We start from the raw sequence: 18376 nt of genomic DNA on the forward strand, positions 1-18376 counted from the left end.
GCAAAGTATGACCGTATTTTCAGTCTGCAACGTACTCGTGCGGTGGGTTACCCAACAGCGCTAATATGTTGGCCAGCAGGCGTGGGCGAACGCTCTCGGTCGTGGCTGCGCTATCCCACTGCGATACTTTCGCCATCTCCATTCCGGCGTAACCACAAGGATTGATACGCAGGAAAGGCGATAAATCCATATCCACGTTGAGCGCTAAGCCGTGAAACGAACATCCTCTACGAATACGTAATCCCAAAGAGCAGATTTTCTTCTCCCCGACGTATACGCCAGGCGCATCGGCTCGCGGGTGGGCATCAATGCCGATTTCCGCAAGTGTATTGACGACGGTTTGTTCCAGCAGCGTAACCAGTTCACGAACGCCAAGTTTGCGACGCTTCAGATTCAACAGCACATACATGACCTGCTGGCCCGGCCCGTGGTAGGTCACCTGGCCGCCACGATCGCTCTGGATCACCGGAATATCGCCCGGCATCAGTACGTGCTCTGCTTTACCTGCCTGACCCTGGGTAAAAACAGGATAATGCTCTACCAGCCAGATTTCGTCATAACTGTTTTCATCGCGGGTATCGGTGAATTCGTGCATGGCCAGAGAAACTGGCTCGTAAGGTTGAAGACCGAGCTGGCGGACCAGAATTTTATCCTGATACAAAACGGCATCTCCGTAGATACTCACATAGAGTAGAGAATATAAAAGAGGGGGAAAAGTATATCACAGGAGGGAGGGGTTACCCGAGCGGGGATGCAGCGGGTAACCAACAGGTTTTTACAGTACCATGCGTACGATATCGATATTGCCTAATTCTTCGTACAGCGTTTCAACCTGCTCAATGTGTGTAGCAGTAATAGTGATTGAGACCGAGTGGTAGTTGCCTTTGCTGCTCGGTTTTACCGTCGGAGAGTAATCACCTGGCGCATGGCGCTGTACCACTTCAACCACCTGATCAACCAGCTCAGGCAACGCCTGCCCCATTACTTTGTAAGTAAATGGAGTAGGGAATTCAAGCAGTTCGTTAAGTTTGGTTTTCATGTCAGCTCCGGCGTTACATCAATAAATAATAACTCCCACAGCGTATGGGAGTTATCTGGATACCTAGTATATGGGGACGTAAATCACACTTTCAAGTGTTCGATTTTTAGCCAAACCAGTGATGGAACATTAATTTAATGTAATCAATGATTTTCCCAAAGAAGTTGCCTTCAGGGATTTCCTGCAGGACTACCAGCGGGCGCTGTTCGATGGTTTTGCCATCCAACTGGAAGTTGATGGTGCCGACAACCTGGTTTTTCTGCAGCGGTGCATGCAGTTCTGTGGTGTTCAGCACATAGCTTGCTTTCAGATCTTTCATGCGGCCGCGCGGAATAGTCAGGTAGACATCTTTATCTACGCCTAACGATGCACGATCGGTGTTACCAAACCAGGCCGGTTCTGAAGCAAACTCTTTACCGACTTTCAGTGGATTCACGGTTTCAAAGAAACGGAAGCCCCAGGTCAGCAGTTTTTTACTTTCGGTTTCGCGACCTTTATAGGTGCGGCCACCCATGACGGCAGAGATCAGACGCATCTGACCTTCGGTTGCGGATGCAACGAGGTTATAGCCAGCTTTGTCGGTATGACCGGTTTTGATACCGTCGACATTCAGGCTGTTATCCCACAGCAAGCCGTTGCGGTTTAACTGACGAATGCCGTTAAAGGTGAACTCTTTTTCTTTATAGATAGAGTATTCGTTAGGCACGTCACGAATCAGCGCCTGGCCAATCATCGCCATGTCGCGAGCCGAGCTGTACTGACCGTCAGCATCGAGACCATGAACGGTCTGGAAGTGGGTATTTTTCAGGCCCAGCGCGTTCACATAGCTGTTCATCAGACCGACGAAAGCATCCTGGCTACCGGCTGCGAAGTCCGCCATTGCCACACACGCGTCATTCCCGGATTGTAGGTTGATACCACGGATCAACTGGGAAACAGGAACCTGCATTCCAGGTTTCAGGAACATCAACGATGAACCTTTAAACACCGGGTTACCTGTAGCCCAGGCGTCATTGCCGACAGTGACCAGATCGGTTTCTTTGAACTTGCCGGCTTTCATCGCCTGGCCGATGACGTAGCTGGTCATCATTTTGGTCAGACTGGCGGGGTCGCGGCGAGTGTCCGCATTCTGTTCTGCCAGAACTTTGCCTGAATTGTAATCAATCAGGATATATGACTCCGCATCGATCTGCGGAACACCCGGGATCATGGTTTTAATATTCAGGTCATCGGCATGGGCAGCAGAGAGAGAAGCTGCGCAGAGAGCCGCGGTGAGCGCCATACGCTGCACGAAACGAGCGGAAAAAGTGGTCTTCATGGTCTGAACTACGACGTCCGTGATGAAATTTAAAAAAGTGCCCTACTATAGCAAATGCAAAACGGGCAGGCATCTGACTTTCCGCGTGACTTTGTTAATGTCATTTACAGAAACTGACAGTTCAGATACCTGATTTACGTTATTACACGCCGGTGATGAAGGACTGTAATTGCGCCTCGGATTGAAGACGCTGCTGCAATGTGGAGGCTTCAGCTTTGCTGGCGAACGGCCCCATCTGGATACGCCAGACTGCGCCATTTTGTACCACCCGACCCGGGACGCCAAACTGCTGGCTTAAACGTTTTTGATACTGCTGCGCACGCGACTGCTCGCTGACTGCGCCAACCTGAACCACGTAACGTCCGTTGGCTACTGCCGCTGGAGCTGGTGCCGCGACGGCGGTTGATGTTGCTGCTGGTGCGGTTGGTGTTGCCGGTGCGGAGATGGTCGGTTGCGGAGCCGGAGTCGGCTCGCTACCTTCCAGCACGCCTGCGGCGAGGGTGGTTGGCGCACCGAGGAATCCACCGCTGTTCACTGGCGCACCGGTTGGATCATCGCTTTTCAGCGTGGAATTGCTGATCGGACGAATATCGCCTTGCGGCTGACCCGCATCCGATGGCGAAGGCATACTTCCCATATTACCGCCACCGCTTAAATCAGGACGCGCGGGCAGGGCATAGGTTTGCTTTGCGACTGTCGTACACGCCATACCCGGACCGGACAATGAACCATCCTGGGCGACGATGATCGGGTCGATACGCACTTTGGTGTTGTTGGAGGTATTCAGACGGTCTGCTGCTGCACGTGAAAGTGAAATCACGCGATCGTTGCCATAAGGGCCGCGATCGTTTATGCGCACGACAATCATCCTGCCGTTTGCCAGGTTAGTTACTCTGGCATAGCTTGGGACTGGCAGCGTGGGATGCGCTGCGGTCAGTTGCATCGGGTCGAACGCTTCACCAGACGCGGTTAAGTTGCTTCCGGGTTCCGCATCATAGATAGCGGCAAGTCCTGCCTGGCTAAAGCGGGAAGGATCCTGGACGATTTTGTAGCTCTTACCATCACGTTGATAGTCCTGATTCGCCGTTGGGTTCAGGGGTTCAAAGCGCGGATCGGCCCCGCTGATTTCAACAATCGGACCATTGCACACCGCAGGCTGCGGCGCGACAGCACCCTGTTGCTGACCATCATCACTCGAACACGCCGCGAGCATTCCTGCTGCGATGCAGATACCAAGCCACTGCTTACGCATTGCGTACCCCTTACACGCTTTTCGACAACATTTTTCTATGGGTGTGGATCGACATAACAATCCCGAACCCGGCCATCAGCACGATAAGTGCCGAGCCTCCGTAACTGACCAGTGGGAGAGGAACGCCAACCACGGGCAGAATACCGCTCACCATACCAATATTTACGAAGACATAAACGAATAATATCAACATTAAACCACCTGCCATGACGCGACCAAAGGTGGTTTGCGCGTGGGCAGCGATCCATAATCCGCGCATAATCAGCAAAATGTACAGCGCAAGCAGAATTAAGATCCCTACCAGACCCAGCTCTTCTGCTAATACCGCGAAGATAAAGTCCGTGTGACGTTCGGGTAAAAACTCAAGCTGCGACTGCGTACCGTGCAGCCAGCCCTTGCCGCGTAGACCGCCGGAGCCAATAGCAATTTTAGACTGAATAATATGATAACCCGCACCCAGTGGATCGGTTTCCGGATCGAGCAACATCATGACGCGCTGACGCTGGTAATCATGCATCAGGAAGAACCACAGTATCGGGATAAACGCCGCAACCAGAACCACCGCAACACCGATTAAACGCCAGCTTAAACCAGAAAGGAACAGAACAAACAGACCGGAAAGGGCGACCAGTATTGAGGTACCGAGGTCAGGCTGAGCGGCCACCAGCAGGGTGGGCATAAATATCAGCACCAGTGCAATGGCGGTATTTTTTAGCGATGGCGGGCAAACATCACGGTTGATGAAGCGTGCGACCATCAGCGGCACGGCAATCTTGGCAATTTCGGAAGGCTGAAAACGCACAATACCCAAATCCAGCCAGCGCTGCGCCCCTTTGGATATCGCGCCGAAGGCATCTACCGCCACCAACAGGATGATGCAGAAAATATAGAGATAGGGTGCCCAGCCTTCATAAACCCGGGGCGGGATTTGCGCCATCACCACCATGATGACCAGGCCCATTGCGATCTGGCCGACCTTGCGCTCCATCATGCCGATATCCTGGCCGCTGGCACTCCAGATGACCAGCGAGCTGTAAACCAGCAGCGCCAGCAAAATAAGCAACATCGTGGGATCGATGTGGATTTTGTCCCAGAATGTTTTTTTGTTCGGATTATCCGTCACGATTATTGGTCCTCCGCTGCTGCAACCGCGGGGTTTTCTGCAGGCAGATTGGTGTTGTTGTCGCCCAACATAATGTGGTCAAGGATCTGGCGCATAATGGTACCCACAGCCGGGCCCGCGCCACCGTTTTCAAGGATTATGGCGACAGCAACCTGGGGCTTATCATAGGGTGCGAAGGCCGTCATCAGCTTGTGGTCACGTAAGCGCTCGGCGATCTTGTGCGCGTTATAGGTTTCATTGGCTTTCAGGCCAAAGACCTGGGCAGTACCGGATTTCGCCGCAATTTTGTAAGGCGCGCTAGCGAAATACTTGTGCGCAGTACCGTTAGGGCGGTTTGCTACACCGTACATGCCGTCTTTCGCGATTTCCCAGTATCCAGAATGAATATCACCAACGGGCGGTTCGTGCGGCTGTACCCACGGAACCTGCTTGCCATTTTCTGCCGTGCTCATCAACAGATGCGGAACTTTTATCAAACCGTCGTTGATAAGGATCATCAGCGCTTTACTCATCTGGATTGGGGTTGCAGTCCAGTAACCCTGACCGATGCCGACCGGAATGGTATCACCCTGGTACCATGGCTTTTTAAACCGTTTTTGCTTCCACTCGCGGGTTGGCATATTGCCGGAGCGTTCTTCAGCGAGATCGATGCCCGTATATTTGCCGTAGCCGAATTTGCTCATCCACTCTGAAAGTCGGTCAATCCCCATATCATAGGCGATTTGATAGAAAAACGTATCCGCCGACTCTTCCAGAGAACGAGTGATGTTCAGATGACCGTGCCCCCATTTTTTCCAGTCACGGTAACGTTTTTCAGAGCCCGGTAATTGCCACCAACCTGGATCGAACAGACCAGTATTGCGGGTGATGACACCTGCACTTAATGCAGAAACCGCGACGTAAGGTTTAACTGTCGAAGCAGGAGGGTAAACACCCTGCGTGGCGCGGTTAACCAATGGGGTGTTCGGGTCATTGAGCAACCCGGAGTAATCTTTACTGGAAATACCATCGACAAACAGGTTCGGGTCGTAGCTCGGCATGGACACCAGCGCGAGAACGCCGCCGGTACGCGGGTCGGTAACCACCACGGCGGCGCGACTGCCCGCCAGCAGCGTTTCAATGTACTGCTGGAGTTTCAAATCGAGGGTGAGATAGATATCGTGCCCGGCCTGCGGCGCCACTTCCTTCAGCTGGCGAATGACGCGGCCGCGGTTGTTCACTTCAACCTCTTCATAACCGGTCTGGCCGTGAAGTACATCTTCGTAATAACGTTCAATACCCAGCTTGCCGATGTCGTGCGTCGCCGCGTAGTTAGCCAGTTTGCCGTCTTTGTCCAGGCGGTCTACGTCTTTATCGTTGATTTTTGATACGTAGCCAATGACATGGGTCAGCGCAGAGCCGTAGGGGTAGTAGCGGCGTTTATAACCTTTAACTTCGACGCCAGGAAAGCGATATTGATTAACGGCAAAGCGTGCGACCTGAACTTCACTCAGGTTAGTTTTTACCGGAATGGATGTGAAACGGTGTGAACGGGCGCGCTCTTTTTTAAAGGCGGCAATGTCATCGTCCGTCAGGTCTACGACGTTACGCAGCGCGTCGAGGGTATCCTGAACGTTGTCGACCTTTTCTGGCATCATTTCTATCTGATAAATGGTGCGGTTAAGGGCGAGCGGGATTCCGTTACGGTCATAAATAATGCCGCGACTGGGGGCGATAGGCACCAGTTTGATGCGGTTTTCGTTCGAGCGGGTCTGATAATCAGTAAAGCGAACGATTTGCAGATTATAAAGGTTGGCGATCAGCACGCCGGTGAGCAGCAAAATCCCCAAAAAAGCGACCAGCGCCCGGCGCACAAACAGCGCAGACTCAGCCGAATAGTCGCGAAAAGAATTCTGTAGTTTCATCCGCTGCTTAATCTACTCAAGAATCAATGATCACTCACGGTGATAAGGATGGTTGGTGGTAATGCTCCACGCCCTGTACAGACTCTCCGCAACCAGAACCCGAACAAGAGGGTGAGGAAGGGTTAACGCTGAGAGTGACCAGCTTTGTTCCGCTGCTGCTTTACAGGCAGGAGAAAGACCTTCCGGCCCACCAATCAACAAACTGACGTCACGACCGTCCAGTTTCCAGCGTTCCAGTTCGGTCGCCAGCTGCGGCGTGTCCCAGGGTTTGCCAGGGATATCAAGGGTGACGATGCGGTTTTTGCCTGCTGCAGCCAGCATCTGTTCACCCTCTTTGTCGAGAATGCGTTTAATATCCGCGTTCTTGCCGCGTTTTCCTGCCGGGATTTCGATCAGCTCAAAGGGCATATCTTTCGGAAACCGACGGAGATACTCCGTAAAACCGGTTTGCACCCAGTCAGGCATTTTCGTACCCACAGCGACAAGTTGCAGCTTCACGCATTAACTCCAGAGTTTTTCCAGTTCATACAGGCGACGGCTTTCTTCCTGCATCACGTGGACAATCACATCGCCGAGGTCAACGACGATCCAGTCTGCGACGTTCTCGCCTTCTACGCCGAGCGGCAGCAGACCAGCAGTGCGGGACTCCTGAACAACGTGGTCTGCGATAGACATTACATGACGGCTGGACGTGCCAGTACAGATAATCATGCAATCAGTGATGCTGGATTTGCCCTGAACGTCTAAGGCGATGATGTCTTGACCTTTCAGGTCATCAATTTTGTCGATTACAAAATCCTGAAGTGCTTTACCCTGCAAGTGTTCCCCCTGGGTGAAAAGAGTTAAAAACGTCTGTTAGTATACCTGAACCAGAGGCGATATCGGGACAAATGTCTCCGAAAGCGCTTGTGAAGTGCGCTATCATCCCACCCCACGCCGCAGAATGCATCGCCATTTTTGTAAAACAATTTCTGCAAAGCTCTGAAGGGCGGGAAAAGTCAGGTTGCGGAGAATAACAGCCTGTCATGGGGTGTCAATGGGAGAGAAGCCCTTCGGCAGAAAAAACAGTGCTTTCACTCTCCGTCGTACCATACAGCCCGGCTGTTAAGTACTTTCAGAACCGCAAAATCGTCGCAAAAATCAATCGCGCTCCAGCAACCTTGTTCGACGCGAAAATGCCACATTGCTGCTGCCGGCATGGACAACAAACGGGCGATCAACACGCTCAGTACACCCTGATGGCTCACCACCAGCAGGTTTTGGCACATTTTGTAATCAGCGAGTTGAGCAATGAAGCGTTCCACGCGCAGGGAAAATGCCTGAAAACCTTCGCCATTAGTGGGCGTCGCGTTCTGCCAGTCGTTACACCACACGGCGTAGTTTTCGGCGTCTTCGCGCGCCAGATCGCGATGGTGGCGCATTTCCCAGTCGCCAAAAAACATCTCATTGAGCTCAGGCATGTTACGCACAGGAATCTCGCGATCGCCTAAGATCAACTGCGTTGTATGGCGGGCGCGCTCCAGCTCGCTGCACAGAACGTTGTCGACAGGCACATTGCGTAACAGCGTACTCAGCGTTTGCGCCTGAGCTATTCCCCGTTCTGTTAGTGGTGTGGGAGCGTGGCCGCTATATAAACCCGCGACGTTGGCTTCGGTTTCGCCATGACGTACCAACCAGAGTCTCATTTTTTCCTCTTGGGGTTATTCGCACAAAACATGATGTTTGCCCTGATTACGCAGAGATTTTTCACTAAAATACCTTTTTTTACGTGGAGCGGCACGATGTCTTTATTGAAGAGCGCGCATGGTGGTAATACCCGAGAAGCCGCCGAACTGTTGGGCGTCTCGCCTGAGCAATTGCTGGATTTTAGCGCGAATATTAATCCGCTGGGTATGCCAGCAGGTTTAAAACGCGCAATTATCGATAATATGGACTGCGCGGAGCGTTACCCGGATGTCGATTACGCGCAACTGCATGCAGCGTTGGCGGAGCATCATCAGATTCCGGCCTCGTGGATCCTGGCCGGAAACGGTGAGACCGAGTCTATTTTTACCCTGGTAGATGGCCTGAAGCCGCGTCACGCGATGATCGTGACGCCTGGGTTTGCTGAATATCGTCGGGCGCTGCAATGGGGAGACTGTACGATCCATGAGTTTGCGCTGCGCGAAGATGATGGCTGGCAGCTTACCGATGCGATCCTCGATGCGTTAACCTCAGAGCTGGACTGCCTGTTTCTCTGCACGCCCAACAACCCCACCGGGTTACTACCGGATAACCGCCTGCTACGTGAGATTGCCTCACGTTGTGAGCGGCTTGGGATCAATCTGATCCTTGATGAAGCGTTTATCGATTTTATTGCCGGGGAGCCGGGGTTTATTCCGCTACTTCGGGATAACCCGCATATTTGGGTGCTGCGCTCGCTCACCAAGTTCTATGCGATACCGGGGCTGCGTCTGGGGTATCTGGTCAACAGTAACGAGCAGGCCGTTGTACAAATGCGCAGCCGACAAATGCCGTGGTCAATTAATGCGTTTGCTGCTCTGGCTGGCGAGATTATTTTACGCGACAGCGCTTATCAGCAGGCGACGTGGAAATGGCTGGAACAAGAGGGAGCGCGGTTTGAGCAGCAGCTACAAAACCTGCCCGGCCTGACGGTGTATCCCGGCCAGGCAAATTATCGTTTATTACGCTGCGATCGCGCGGATATTGATTTGCAACGGATGTTGCTGGAACAGCATGTCTTGATTCGCAGTTGTGCCAATTACCCTGGGTTGGACGCGCGTTATTACCGAGTTGCTGTTCGCAGTCAGGAAGAAAATGACCGCCTGCTGGCGGCATTAAACAACACGCTTAGCGGTACAACCCCTGCTGATTAATATAGTCAAGCACTGCGCCTGGCATCAGGTCGTCGCACGGCTCGCCTTTTTCCAGTCGCTCGCGAATGAGCGTGGCGGAGATGTTGAACCACGGCGTTTCGGCCAGGTAGATTTTCCCGCAAGGCAGGTTGTGCAGGTCATCCGGCGAATGAGTCAGGTGATCTTCCAGCCATTGCTGGTGCTTTTCCTGCGTCATTTCGAGAGGATAACCTGGACGTCGGCATACGATGAGATGGGTATTATCCAGAATCGTGTGGTAGTCGTGCCAGGAAGGGAAGGTCAGCAGCGAATCCTGACCAATGATAAACGCTAACGGCACATTCGGGCCTTGTTCCTCGCGCCACTCTTTTAGCGTTTGCGCGGTGTAGGAGGCCGTGTCGCGTTTCAGTTCGCGTTCATCCAGGGAAAACAGCGGTTTATCAGCAATGGCCAGTTCAACCATGCGCTTACGTTGCTCACCGGACGCTTCAGGCTGCGCACGATGCGGCGGCACGTTATTGGGCATGATGATGACCCGGGAAAGACCAATCAGATTCGCCAGAATTTCAACCGGTTTAAGATGACCATAATGCACCGGATCAAAGGTGCCGCCGAACATAGCCTGCAATGATTTCATATCAACCATCAATAAAAACATCGGCCAGTGATTTATGGCAGAGCAAAAGGGACAGTCCCTCAAGTTCCGCCCACACTGACTGACCATAGTCTTGTTTAAGCGTAATTTCCGTACGCGTTAACAGCGTTACCGCCTGACGCAGCTGTGCCGGGTTCAGCCGGTTTAGCGCATCACCCATCATGCCCCGGCGATTTTGCCACACCCGGTGTTTATCAAACAACGTGCGCAAGGGGGTATTCGCCGACTGCCGTTTTAGGTTGACCAGCAACAGCAATTCACGCTGTATAGTACGCAGCAAAATAACCGGCTCACTGCCTTCCAGACGTAGCTGTTGCAGAATGTGCAGCGCGCGTTTGCTTTTGCCCATCAGCAACGCATCCACCCAGTGGAACGGGGTAAAGTGCGCTGCATCGTTAACGGCTTTCTCTACGCGAGGCAGCGTTAGTTTGCCATCAGGCCAAAGCAATGCTAACCGTTCCAGCGCTTGCGCCAGTGCTAACAGGTTACCTTCATAGCAATAGCACAACAGCTGATTGGCTGCGTCATCCAGTTGCAGGTTATTGAGTTTAGCCCTCGCGGCGACCCAACGCGGGAGCTGTGCTTGCTCCGGCGTCTGGCAGCTGACCTGCACCGCATTATTGGCAAGTCCGGTATACCATGCGGCGTTTTCCTGCGCTTTAGTCAGCTTGTTACCACGAACAATCAGCAGCAGGTCGTTATGTAGCAGTGTGACGAGTGAAGCGAGCTGTTCGTTAATGGCGGCATTGGGGCCATTTTCAGGCAGTTGCAGGAGCAGGGTTTGACGGTTGGCAAACAGGCTCATCGCCTGGCAGAGTGAAAAAATCTCTCCCCAGTCGGTGCTGTTGTCCAGAGTGAAGGCGTGGTGTTCTTCGAACCCTTGTGTGGCAGCAGCCTGACGGATGGCATCCTGGCTTTCCTGCAATAAGAGGGGATCGTTACCTAAGAGCAAATACGCCGCGCGCAGCCCTTCATTGAGCTGTGCGCGGAGTTGTTCAGGGTACAACTTGAGCATCAGTTACCCAGCGTGGTGGAGACACGCGCCGGTGATGACGCTGGCTCTGCGGCTTTTGTCGCAGCTGGCTTAGCATCATCATCAGCATTGGATGACAGAGTATCAGCCAGATGTACGCTTGGCAGCTTACGAATTAACTGTTCAGCCGCTTTGTCATACATCTCTTTGATGATCATGTCCTGCTCGTTATCCTTCGCCAGTGCAGCCTGTGGGTTGTCAAAGAACGAACGATAAACTTTGGCGCTGATTGGGTATATATCATGACCTGGAATCAGCACAGTAGCGCTAACGGACATCACCATCTGGTATTCAGCCGTTTGGCCGTTCTGGAATACCGACGCCGTATCCTGCGAAATGCTGACCGCGCCAAGACGTAAGGATGTTACGTCTTTACGCATTGTACCGTCTTCAAGCAGCGTCACACCGTTCAGACGCAGCTGGTTACGGACCGCACGGCTTAACGGGCCGTTCGGATCGCCAGAGTTCAGGATCATGGTTTTCATTGAGGGTGGAACCTGCGTAGTACTACGCAGATGCCAGCCACACCCGGCGGTGACAAGCACCGCCAGAGATAACAACAATGTTGTCAGAAGTCGCACGCTTCCTCCCGCGCTTAGCCAACGACCAGATTGAGGAGTTTACCCGGTACATAAATCACTTTACGTACGGTAACGCCATCAAGATATTTTGCCACCAGATGCTCCTGGCCAGCACGTTCACGAACCTGCTCTTCAGTGGCATTTACCGGAACGGTAATTTTGCCACGGACTTTACCGTTCACCTGAACAACAACCAACGTCGAGTCTTCAACCATTGCTGCTTCGTCAGCTACCGGCCACGGCGCATTGTCGATATCGCCTTCGCCTTTCAGCGCCTGCCACATCGTGAAGCAAACGTGTGGGGTGAACGGGTTGAGCATGCGTACAACGGCCAGCAGCGCTTCCTGCATCAGGGCTCTGTCTTGTTCGTCTTCCTGCGGTGCTTTCGCCAGCTTGTTCATCAGCTCCATAATCGCCGCAATTGCGGTGTTAAAGGTCTGACGACGACCAATATCATCGGTCACTTTAGCAATGGTTTTATGCACGTCGCGACGCAACGCTTTTTGGTCTTCGCTCAACACATCAACGTTCAGTTCAGCTACATCACCTTTGGAGGTATGTTCGTAAACCAGCTTCCAGACACGTTTCAGGAAGCGGTTCGCCCCTTCAACGCCGGATTCTTGCCATTCCAGCGTCATATCAGCCGGAGAAGCGAACATCATGAACAGACGTACGGTGTCGGCGCCGTAACGTTCAACCATAACCTGCGGGTCGATACCGTTATTTTTCGACTTGGACATTTTGCTCATGCCGGTATACACCAGTTCATGGCCTTCTGCGTCCTGAGCTTTGACGATACGACCTTTCTCGTCGCGCTCAACGATGGCATCAACCGGAGAAACCCAGTTACGCTCACCGTTTGCACCAACGTAATAGAACGCATCGGCCAGCACCATACCCTGGCACAGCAGCTGTTTAGCCGGTTCGTCAGAGTTGACCATACCCGCATCGCGCATCAGCTTGTGGAAGAAGCGGAAGTAGAGCAGGTGCATGATGGCGTGTTCAATACCACCAATGTAGATATCAACCGGAAGCCAGTAGTTTGCAGCTTCTGGATCCAGCATCCCTTCGTTGTACTGCGGGCAGGTGTAGCGCGCGTAGTACCAGGAGGATTCCATAAAAGTATCGAAAGTGTCGGTTTCGCGCAGTGCAGGCATGCCGTTAACGGTGGTTTTTGCCCACTCCGGATCGGCTTTGATTGGGCTGGTAATACCATCCATAACCACGTCTTCCGGCAGAATAACCGGCAACTGGTCTTCTGGCGTCGGCAGTACGGTACCGTCTTCCAATGTCACCATCGGAATCGGCGCGCCCCAGTAACGCTGACGGGAAACACCCCAGTCACGCAGACGGTAGTTCACTTTACGCTCACCCACGCCAAGAGCCACCAGCTTGTCAGCAATGGCATTGAAGGCTGCTTCGAAGTCGAGGCCGTCAAACTCACCGGAGTTAAACAGCACCCCTTTTTCGGTCAGAGCTTGTTCGGACAGATCCGGCTCTGCGCCTTCAGCGGTCAGAATTACAGGCTTGATGGTCAGGCCATATTTAGTCGCAAACTCGTAATCGCGCTGATCGTGCCCCGGAACGGCCATGACTGCGCCCGTACCGTATTCCATCAGGACGAAGTTTGCTGCCCAAACCGGGATCTCTTCGCCAGTCAGCGGGTGAACGGCTTTAAAGCCCGTGTCGACGCCTTTCTTCTCCATGGTTGCCATTTCGGCTTCAGCAACCTTGGTGTTGCGGCATTCGTCAATGAAGGCGGCCAGTTCCGGGTTATTTGCAGCGGCTTTCTGCGCCAGCGGGTGACCTGCGGCAACGGCCAGATAGGTCGCACCCATAAAGGTGTCCGGACGGGTGGTGTAAACGGTCAGCGTGTTGTCGTAATCGTTCACATCGAAGGTGATTTCTACGCCTTCAGAACGGCCAATCCAGTTGCGCTGCATCGTTTTCACGGTGTCAGGCCAGTGATCCAGGTTATCCAGGTCACGCAGCAGTTCGTCAGCGTAAGCGGTGATTTTGATGAACCACTGCGGGATCTCTTTACGCTCGACTTTGGTATCACAACGCCAGCAGCATCCGTCGATAACCTGTTCGTTCGCCAGTACGGTCTGGTCATTCGGGCACCAGTTGACCGCAGACGTTTTCTTGTACACCAGGCCTTTTTTGTACAGCTCGGTGAAGAATTTCTGTTCCCAACGGTAATATTCCGGGGTGCAGGTCGCCAGCTCACGGCTCCAGTCGTAACCGAAACCCAGCATTTTGAGCTGGTTTTTCATGTATGCGATGTTGTCGTACGTCCACGGTGCCGGCGCGGTGTTGTTTTTAACCGCAGCACCTTCTGCTGGCAGACCGAACGCATCCCAGCCAATTGGCTGCAGTACGTTTTTGCCCAGCATGCGCTGGTAGCGGGCGATCACGTCACCGATGGTGTAGTTACGTACGTGGCCCATGTGTAGTCGACCAGAAGGATAGGGAAGCATAGACAGGCAGTAATACTTCTCTTTGCTCTCGTCTTCGGTAACTTCAAATGTGCGCTTCTCATCCCAGTGAAGCTGTACTTTGGATTCTATCTCTTCCGGGCGGTATTGCTCTTGCATGGCAGCCAGTGGTCCTGTTTTCAATACAGCTACAAACGTAGCTCTAGATGTGGTGTTTCAGATCCGCATAGCATAGCCCAAACGCCCGCGCCAAAACAGCCTTTCGCGCATTCAGCGTTGAATTCCCGCAAGGATAATTCTTGCACGAATTTACACACTCTGTGGACAGTCTTGCAAAGCGTAGCGTAAATAACGTCTATTATTATAGACAGTTAACGACCCAGGAGGCGAAGCGATGAACAAGGTTGCTCAATATTACCGTGAACTGGTAGCTTCACTGAGCGAACGTCTGCGTAATGGCGAACGCGATATCGATGCGTTGGTGGAGCAGGCGCGTCAACGAGTTATGCAGACCGGGGAGTTAACGCGAACCGAGGTGGAAGAGCTCACTCGGGCCGTCAGACGTGACCTGGAAGAGTTTGCTCTGAGCTATGAAGAAAGTCTCGATGAGGAGACAGACAGCGTCTTTATGCGGGTTATCAAGGAGAGTATCTGGCAGGAACTGGCCGATATTACCGATAAAACGCAGCTCGAATGGCGCGAAGTGTTCCAGGACCTCAGTCATCACGGTGTTTATCACAGCGGCGAGGTGGTCGGATTAGGTAATCTGGTCTGCGAGAAGTGCCACTTCCATTTAGCGGTTTACACCCCGGATGTGCTGCCGCTGTGTCCGAAATGCGGACACGATCAGTTTCAGCGCCGACCGTTTGAACCGTAATTGCTTATTGCCGGATGGCGACGCAAAGCGTCTTATCCGGCCTACAAATTGCACGATTTTGTAGGCCGGCTAAGCGTTAGCGCCATCCGGCGCGTATTAGGCGTAAAACTTCAGCCGTTCTGCCAGCAAATCGACAAACCCCTGGCGATCAACATCCACCATCACGGTGGCATTTGGCTTATTGCCGCTCAGGAAGTAGTAGTCCACCACGGTCATTCCCTGGGTATATTTACCCTGAGTTTCCACGCCAACCCAGCGTTCAACGGTGGTAAACAGTTCAGGTTTCAGCAGCCAGGCAATGGTACATGGGTCATGCAGCGGTGCGCCGATGAATCCCCATTTTTCGTCTTTGTGATATTCAAAGAAGAAATCGAGTAGTTCAGCAACGATCGTTGAAACAGGATTGCCAATAGCGCGGAACCGTTCGGTATCTTCACGATGTATTTGCGCTTTATGCGTCACGTCCAGACCAGCCATCACCACCGGAATACCCGACTGGAATACGATCTCCGCAGCTTCGGGATCCACAAAGATGTTGAACTCGGCGGCGGGTGTCCAGTTTCCGAGGCCCATAGCACCACCCATAATCACGATACGGTCGATTTTGGCGTGCAGCTCAGGATGGCTATTCAGTAGCAATGCCACGTTAGTTTGCGGGCCGGTGGAGACAATCGTCATCTGTTCCGGGCTTTCACGCAGGGTTTTCGCCATCAGTTCCACAGCGGTACAGTCTTGTGGCGCAAAAGTGGGTTCCGGCAGCGCCGGACCATCCAGCCCACTCTCGCCATGGACGTTATCGGCGATAATCAGATCGCGCATCAGTGGTTTCACAGCGCCACCGGCGACGGGAATATCTGTACGCTTGAGCAACGTTAGCATGCGCAATACGTTACGCAGCGTTTTGTCGGGAGTCTGATTCCCGGCTGACGAGGTTATCGCTTTCACATCCAGTTCAGGTGAGGCGAGGGCGAGTACAATTGCGATAGCGTCGTCATGACCTGGATCGCAATCAAACAGGATCGGAAGTGCCATTGTTGCTCCTTGTAAGTGGGACTTTGTGACAAGGTTAACGCTGGGCTGTATGTGTTTCGAGAGGCGAAGGGATAAAGCGTGAGGTGGCGCGCACATGGAGATGCGCGCCAGCAAGATTAGTGCAGGATTTTCGCGAGGAAGTCTTTGGCGCGGTCCGATTTCGGATTAGCGAAGAACTCTTCTTTCGGTGAGTCTTCAACAATTTTCCCTTCATCCATGAAGATCACCCGGTTCGCCACTTTACGCGCAAAGCCCATTTCATGGGTCACCACCATCATGGTCATCCCTTCATTGGCCAGTTCAACCATAACGTCCAGTACTTCGTTGATCATTTCAGGATCAAGCGCCGATGTCGGTTCGTCAAACAGCATGGCAATAGGATCCATACATAGTGCCCGGGCGATGGCGACACGCTGTTGCTGGCCCCCGGAGAGTTGGGCCGGGAACTTCTCGGCATGTGCCGACAGGCCAACGCGTTCCAGTAACTTTTGCGCTTTGTCGCGAGCAGGCTTTTTATCGCGCTTAAGCACTTTTACCTGCGCCAAAGTAAGGTTCTCAATGATCGACAGATGCGGGAACAGTTCAAAGTGCTGGAACACCATACCAACACGAGAGCGCAGTTTGGCCAGATCGGTTTTTTTATCATTCACCACGGTACCATCAACGGTGATGACGCCCTGTTGCACCGGCTCTAGCCCGTTTACCGTTTTGATAAGCGTTGATTTACCTGAACCTGACGGGCCGCAGACCACCACCACTTCACCTTTTTTCACTTCCGTGGAGCAGTCGGTCAGCACCTGAAAGTGACCATACCATTTAGAAACATTTTTCAGGGTAATCATTAAACTGTCCTTTTCTTCAAATAGCTGACCAACAACGATGCGCTCAGACTGAATACAAAATAAACGGCGCCAGCAAACAGGATCATTTCAACCTGTGTGCCGTCACGCTCGCCAATGGTGGAGGCGGTACGGAAGAAGTCTGCCAGACTCAATACATAGACCAGCGAGGTATCCTGGAACAGTACGATGCCCTGGGTCAGCAGCAGTGGTACCATCGCGCGGAATGCCTGTGGCAGAATGATCAGCTTCATCGACTGCCAGTGTGTCATCCCCAGCGCCAGCGCGGCGCTGGATTGCCCACGAGAAATACTCTGGATACCGGCACGGATAATCTCGGAATAGTACGCAGCTTCAAACATCGAAAACGCGACCATCGCTGAGATCAGGCGAATATCGGTTTTAGGCGACAGACCCAGTACGTTTTGCAAAAAGCCGGGCACAATCAGGTAGAACCACAGCAGCACCATGACCAGCGGAATAGAACGAAATACGTTGACGTAGCCTTTCGCAAACCAGGCAATCGGCGCGAAGCTGGACAGACGCATTACTGCAAGGATGGTTCCCCAGACAATACCAATGACGACCGCCGTAACGGTGATTTTTAGGGTGATGATCAGCCCGTCCAGCAGATACGGCAGGGAAGGGACGATAGAACTCCAGTCAAATTCGTACATTATTTGCCTCCCAAATTGCCAGGCAGGCGGATTTTGCGTTCGACGAGATTCATCACCAGCATGATGACGGCGTTAATCAGGACGTAGGCCAGCGTGATGGCGGTAAACGACTCCCATGCGTGGGCGGAGTAATCCAATAGTTTTCCCGCCTGCGCCGCCATATCGACCAGGCCGATGGTAGAGGCGATCGCGGAGTTCTTCACCAGGTTCATCATCTCTGAGGTCATTGGCGGAACAATTACGCGGTATGCGTTTGGCAGCAGCACATAGCGGTAGGCCTGCGGCAAAGTCAGCCCCATCGCCAGCGCGGCGTTTTTCTGCCCGCGAGGCAGGGACTGAATCGCTGCGCGAACCTGCTCACAGACGCGCGCGGCGGTAAACAGCCCCAGACAAAGCATGGATGAGAGGAAGAACTGAATGTTGGGATCCAGTTCCGACTTGAACCACATGCCAATGTTTTCCGGCAGCAGTTCAGGAATGACCAGATACCAGGTAAAGAACTGAACGATGAGCGGAACGTTACGAAACAGCTCAACGTATAGCGTGCCGATCCCGGAAAGGAAACGATTTGGGACGGTACGTAAGATGCCGAATAAAGAGCCTATGAGGAAAGCGATAATCCAGGCGGTGATAGATAACGCGACCGTGACCTGGAAACCACTCCAGAGCCAGCCGAGATAGGTGGTGTTGCCGAACGGGGCCTGTTGTAAAAAAATACCCCAGTTCCAGTCTATAGACATAAATCTACTCCAG

Annotated in this window: 19 protein-coding genes; 2 read left to right on the top strand and 17 right to left on the bottom strand. The window is 52.9% G+C overall.

Annotated elements, in window-relative coordinates:
- Positions 1 to 19 precede the first annotated feature (19 nt).
- The 9 genes from lipB to SK34_RS13780 all read right to left on the bottom strand — a co-directional run bounded on the left by lipB (position 20) and on the right by SK34_RS13780 (position 8321).
- Positions 20 to 661 carry a lipoyl(octanoyl) transferase LipB gene (gene lipB, locus SK34_RS13740; RefSeq protein WP_003022703.1) on the bottom strand — a complete coding sequence of 214 codons (642 nt, stop codon included), beginning with the start codon at positions 659 to 661 and terminating at the stop codon, positions 20 to 22.
- 114 nt (positions 662 to 775) lie between these two features.
- Positions 776 to 1039 (bottom strand): DUF493 family protein YbeD, encoded by a 264-nt coding sequence (ybeD, locus tag SK34_RS13745; RefSeq protein ID WP_003022706.1) that lies wholly within the window; start codon positions 1037 to 1039, stop codon positions 776 to 778.
- A 106-nt stretch (positions 1040 to 1145) separates the two neighbouring features.
- Positions 1146 to 2357 carry a D-alanyl-D-alanine carboxypeptidase DacA gene (gene dacA, locus SK34_RS13750; protein WP_003022711.1) on the bottom strand — a complete coding sequence of 404 codons (1212 nt, stop codon included), beginning with the start codon at positions 2355 to 2357 and terminating at the stop codon, positions 1146 to 1148.
- Between the two features lie 142 nt (positions 2358 to 2499).
- Positions 2500 to 3609, bottom strand: coding sequence for an endolytic peptidoglycan transglycosylase RlpA (rlpA, locus tag SK34_RS13755; RefSeq protein ID WP_048216707.1), 1110 nt, complete (start codon positions 3607 to 3609; stop codon positions 2500 to 2502).
- 10 nt (positions 3610 to 3619) lie between these two features.
- Positions 3620 to 4732: a peptidoglycan glycosyltransferase MrdB gene (gene mrdB / locus SK34_RS13760; protein ID WP_003022718.1), complete on the bottom strand. Its 1113-nt coding sequence runs from the start codon at positions 4730 to 4732 to the stop codon at positions 3620 to 3622.
- Between the two features lie 2 nt (positions 4733 to 4734).
- Positions 4735 to 6636 (bottom strand): peptidoglycan DD-transpeptidase MrdA, encoded by a 1902-nt coding sequence (mrdA, locus tag SK34_RS13765; RefSeq protein WP_003022722.1) that lies wholly within the window; start codon positions 6634 to 6636, stop codon positions 4735 to 4737.
- 30 nt (positions 6637 to 6666) lie between these two features.
- Positions 6667 to 7134 carry a 23S rRNA (pseudouridine(1915)-N(3))-methyltransferase RlmH gene (gene rlmH, locus SK34_RS13770; protein WP_003022725.1) on the bottom strand — a complete coding sequence of 156 codons (468 nt, stop codon included), beginning with the start codon at positions 7132 to 7134 and terminating at the stop codon, positions 6667 to 6669.
- Between the two features lie 3 nt (positions 7135 to 7137).
- A complete protein-coding gene (gene rsfS, locus SK34_RS13775; protein WP_003022728.1) occupies positions 7138 to 7455 on the bottom strand; it encodes a ribosome silencing factor in 318 nt (105 codons plus the stop codon).
- Positions 7456 to 7709: 254 nt separating this feature from the next.
- Complete coding sequence (locus SK34_RS13780; protein WP_044712714.1) at positions 7710 to 8321, bottom strand: adenosylcobalamin/alpha-ribazole phosphatase; 612 nt, start codon at positions 8319 to 8321, stop codon at positions 7710 to 7712.
- Positions 8322 to 8417: 96 nt separating this feature from the next.
- On the opposite strand from SK34_RS13780, the gene cobD reads away from it, so the two are divergent.
- Entirely contained in the window at positions 8418 to 9512 is a 1095-nt protein-coding gene (gene cobD / locus SK34_RS13785; RefSeq protein WP_044712712.1) for a threonine-phosphate decarboxylase CobD, read from the top strand.
- On the opposite strand, the gene nadD is transcribed toward cobD, so the two are convergent.
- The 4 genes from nadD to leuS are packed head-to-tail and all read right to left on the bottom strand — an operon-like array spanning position 9487 to position 14357.
- Complete coding sequence (gene nadD, locus SK34_RS13790) at positions 9487 to 10128, bottom strand: nicotinate-nucleotide adenylyltransferase (protein ID WP_088732472.1); 642 nt, start codon at positions 10126 to 10128, stop codon at positions 9487 to 9489. The genes cobD and nadD overlap by 26 nt on opposite strands.
- 1 nt (position 10129) lies before the next feature.
- Positions 10130 to 11161: a DNA polymerase III subunit delta gene (gene holA / locus SK34_RS13795; protein WP_003022740.1), complete on the bottom strand. Its 1032-nt coding sequence runs from the start codon at positions 11159 to 11161 to the stop codon at positions 10130 to 10132.
- Positions 11161 to 11760 (bottom strand): LPS assembly lipoprotein LptE, encoded by a 600-nt coding sequence (lptE, locus tag SK34_RS13800; RefSeq protein ID WP_048233265.1) that lies wholly within the window; start codon positions 11758 to 11760, stop codon positions 11161 to 11163. Before lptE ends, holA begins: the two co-directional genes overlap by 1 nt.
- Positions 11761 to 11774: 14 nt before the next feature.
- Entirely contained in the window at positions 11775 to 14357 is a 2583-nt protein-coding gene (leuS, locus tag SK34_RS13805; RefSeq protein ID WP_048998184.1) for a leucine--tRNA ligase, read from the bottom strand.
- 235 nt (positions 14358 to 14592) lie between these two features.
- Between leuS and SK34_RS13810 the strand changes: the two genes are divergently transcribed.
- On the top strand, positions 14593 to 15075 hold the full coding sequence (locus SK34_RS13810; protein ID WP_003022748.1) for a zinc ribbon-containing protein: 483 nt from the start codon (positions 14593 to 14595) through the stop codon (positions 15073 to 15075).
- Positions 15076 to 15171: 96 nt separating this feature from the next.
- Here the strand turns inward: SK34_RS13810 and rihA are convergent, their stop codons facing one another.
- From rihA to gltJ, 4 genes are all read right to left on the bottom strand, one after another.
- Positions 15172 to 16107, bottom strand: a complete 936-nt coding sequence (gene rihA, locus SK34_RS13815) for a pyrimidine-specific ribonucleoside hydrolase RihA (protein WP_048233267.1) — start codon at positions 16105 to 16107, stop codon at positions 15172 to 15174.
- Positions 16108 to 16223: 116 nt separating this feature from the next.
- Positions 16224 to 16949 carry a glutamate/aspartate ABC transporter ATP-binding protein GltL gene (gene gltL / locus SK34_RS13820; protein ID WP_003022754.1) on the bottom strand — a complete coding sequence of 242 codons (726 nt, stop codon included), beginning with the start codon at positions 16947 to 16949 and terminating at the stop codon, positions 16224 to 16226.
- Complete coding sequence (gene gltK, locus SK34_RS13825; protein ID WP_003022757.1) at positions 16949 to 17623, bottom strand: glutamate/aspartate ABC transporter permease GltK; 675 nt, start codon at positions 17621 to 17623, stop codon at positions 16949 to 16951. Before gltK ends, gltL begins: the two co-directional genes overlap by 1 nt.
- Positions 17623 to 18363 carry a glutamate/aspartate ABC transporter permease GltJ gene (gene gltJ, locus SK34_RS13830; RefSeq protein ID WP_003022759.1) on the bottom strand — a complete coding sequence of 247 codons (741 nt, stop codon included), beginning with the start codon at positions 18361 to 18363 and terminating at the stop codon, positions 17623 to 17625. Before gltJ ends, gltK begins: the two co-directional genes overlap by 1 nt.
- Positions 18364 to 18376: the final 13 nt, after the last annotated feature.

The organism is Citrobacter sp. MGH104, from assembly GCF_001034485.1.
Classification (GTDB): Bacteria; Pseudomonadota; Gammaproteobacteria; order Enterobacterales; family Enterobacteriaceae; genus Citrobacter; species Citrobacter freundii.

What these genes read in the sequence shown, in the direction of transcription:
- rlpA (WP_048216707.1), bottom strand. Translation starts at nt 3,609, where the DNA reads ATGCGTAAGCAGTGGCTTGGTATCTGCATCGCAGCAGGAATGCTCGCG.
- cobD (WP_044712712.1), top strand. Translation starts at nt 8,418, where the DNA reads ATGTCTTTATTGAAGAGCGCGCATGGTGGTAATACCCGAGAAGCCGCC.
- gltL (WP_003022754.1), bottom strand. Translation starts at nt 16,949, where the DNA reads ATGATTACCCTGAAAAATGTTTCTAAATGGTATGGTCACTTTCAGGTG.
- holA (WP_003022740.1), bottom strand. Translation starts at nt 11,161, where the DNA reads ATGCTCAAGTTGTACCCTGAACAACTCCGCGCACAGCTCAATGAAGGG.
- mrdA (WP_003022722.1), bottom strand. Translation starts at nt 6,636, where the DNA reads ATGAAACTACAGAATTCTTTTCGCGACTATTCGGCTGAGTCTGCGCTG.
- leuS (WP_048998184.1), bottom strand. Translation starts at nt 14,357, where the DNA reads ATGCAAGAGCAATACCGCCCGGAAGAGATAGAATCCAAAGTACAGCTT.
- rihA (WP_048233267.1), bottom strand. Translation starts at nt 16,107, where the DNA reads ATGGCACTTCCGATCCTGTTTGATTGCGATCCAGGTCATGACGACGCT.
- SK34_RS13780 (WP_044712714.1), bottom strand. Translation starts at nt 8,321, where the DNA reads ATGAGACTCTGGTTGGTACGTCATGGCGAAACCGAAGCCAACGTCGCG.
- gltK (WP_003022757.1), bottom strand. Translation starts at nt 17,623, where the DNA reads ATGTACGAATTTGACTGGAGTTCTATCGTCCCTTCCCTGCCGTATCTG.
- ybeD (WP_003022706.1), bottom strand. Translation starts at nt 1,039, where the DNA reads ATGAAAACCAAACTTAACGAACTGCTTGAATTCCCTACTCCATTTACT.
- dacA (WP_003022711.1), bottom strand. Translation starts at nt 2,357, where the DNA reads ATGAAGACCACTTTTTCCGCTCGTTTCGTGCAGCGTATGGCGCTCACC.
- gltJ (WP_003022759.1), bottom strand. Translation starts at nt 18,363, where the DNA reads ATGTCTATAGACTGGAACTGGGGTATTTTTTTACAACAGGCCCCGTTC.
- SK34_RS13810 (WP_003022748.1), top strand. Translation starts at nt 14,593, where the DNA reads ATGAACAAGGTTGCTCAATATTACCGTGAACTGGTAGCTTCACTGAGC.
- nadD (WP_088732472.1), bottom strand. Translation starts at nt 10,128, where the DNA reads ATGAAATCATTGCAGGCTATGTTCGGCGGCACCTTTGATCCGGTGCAT.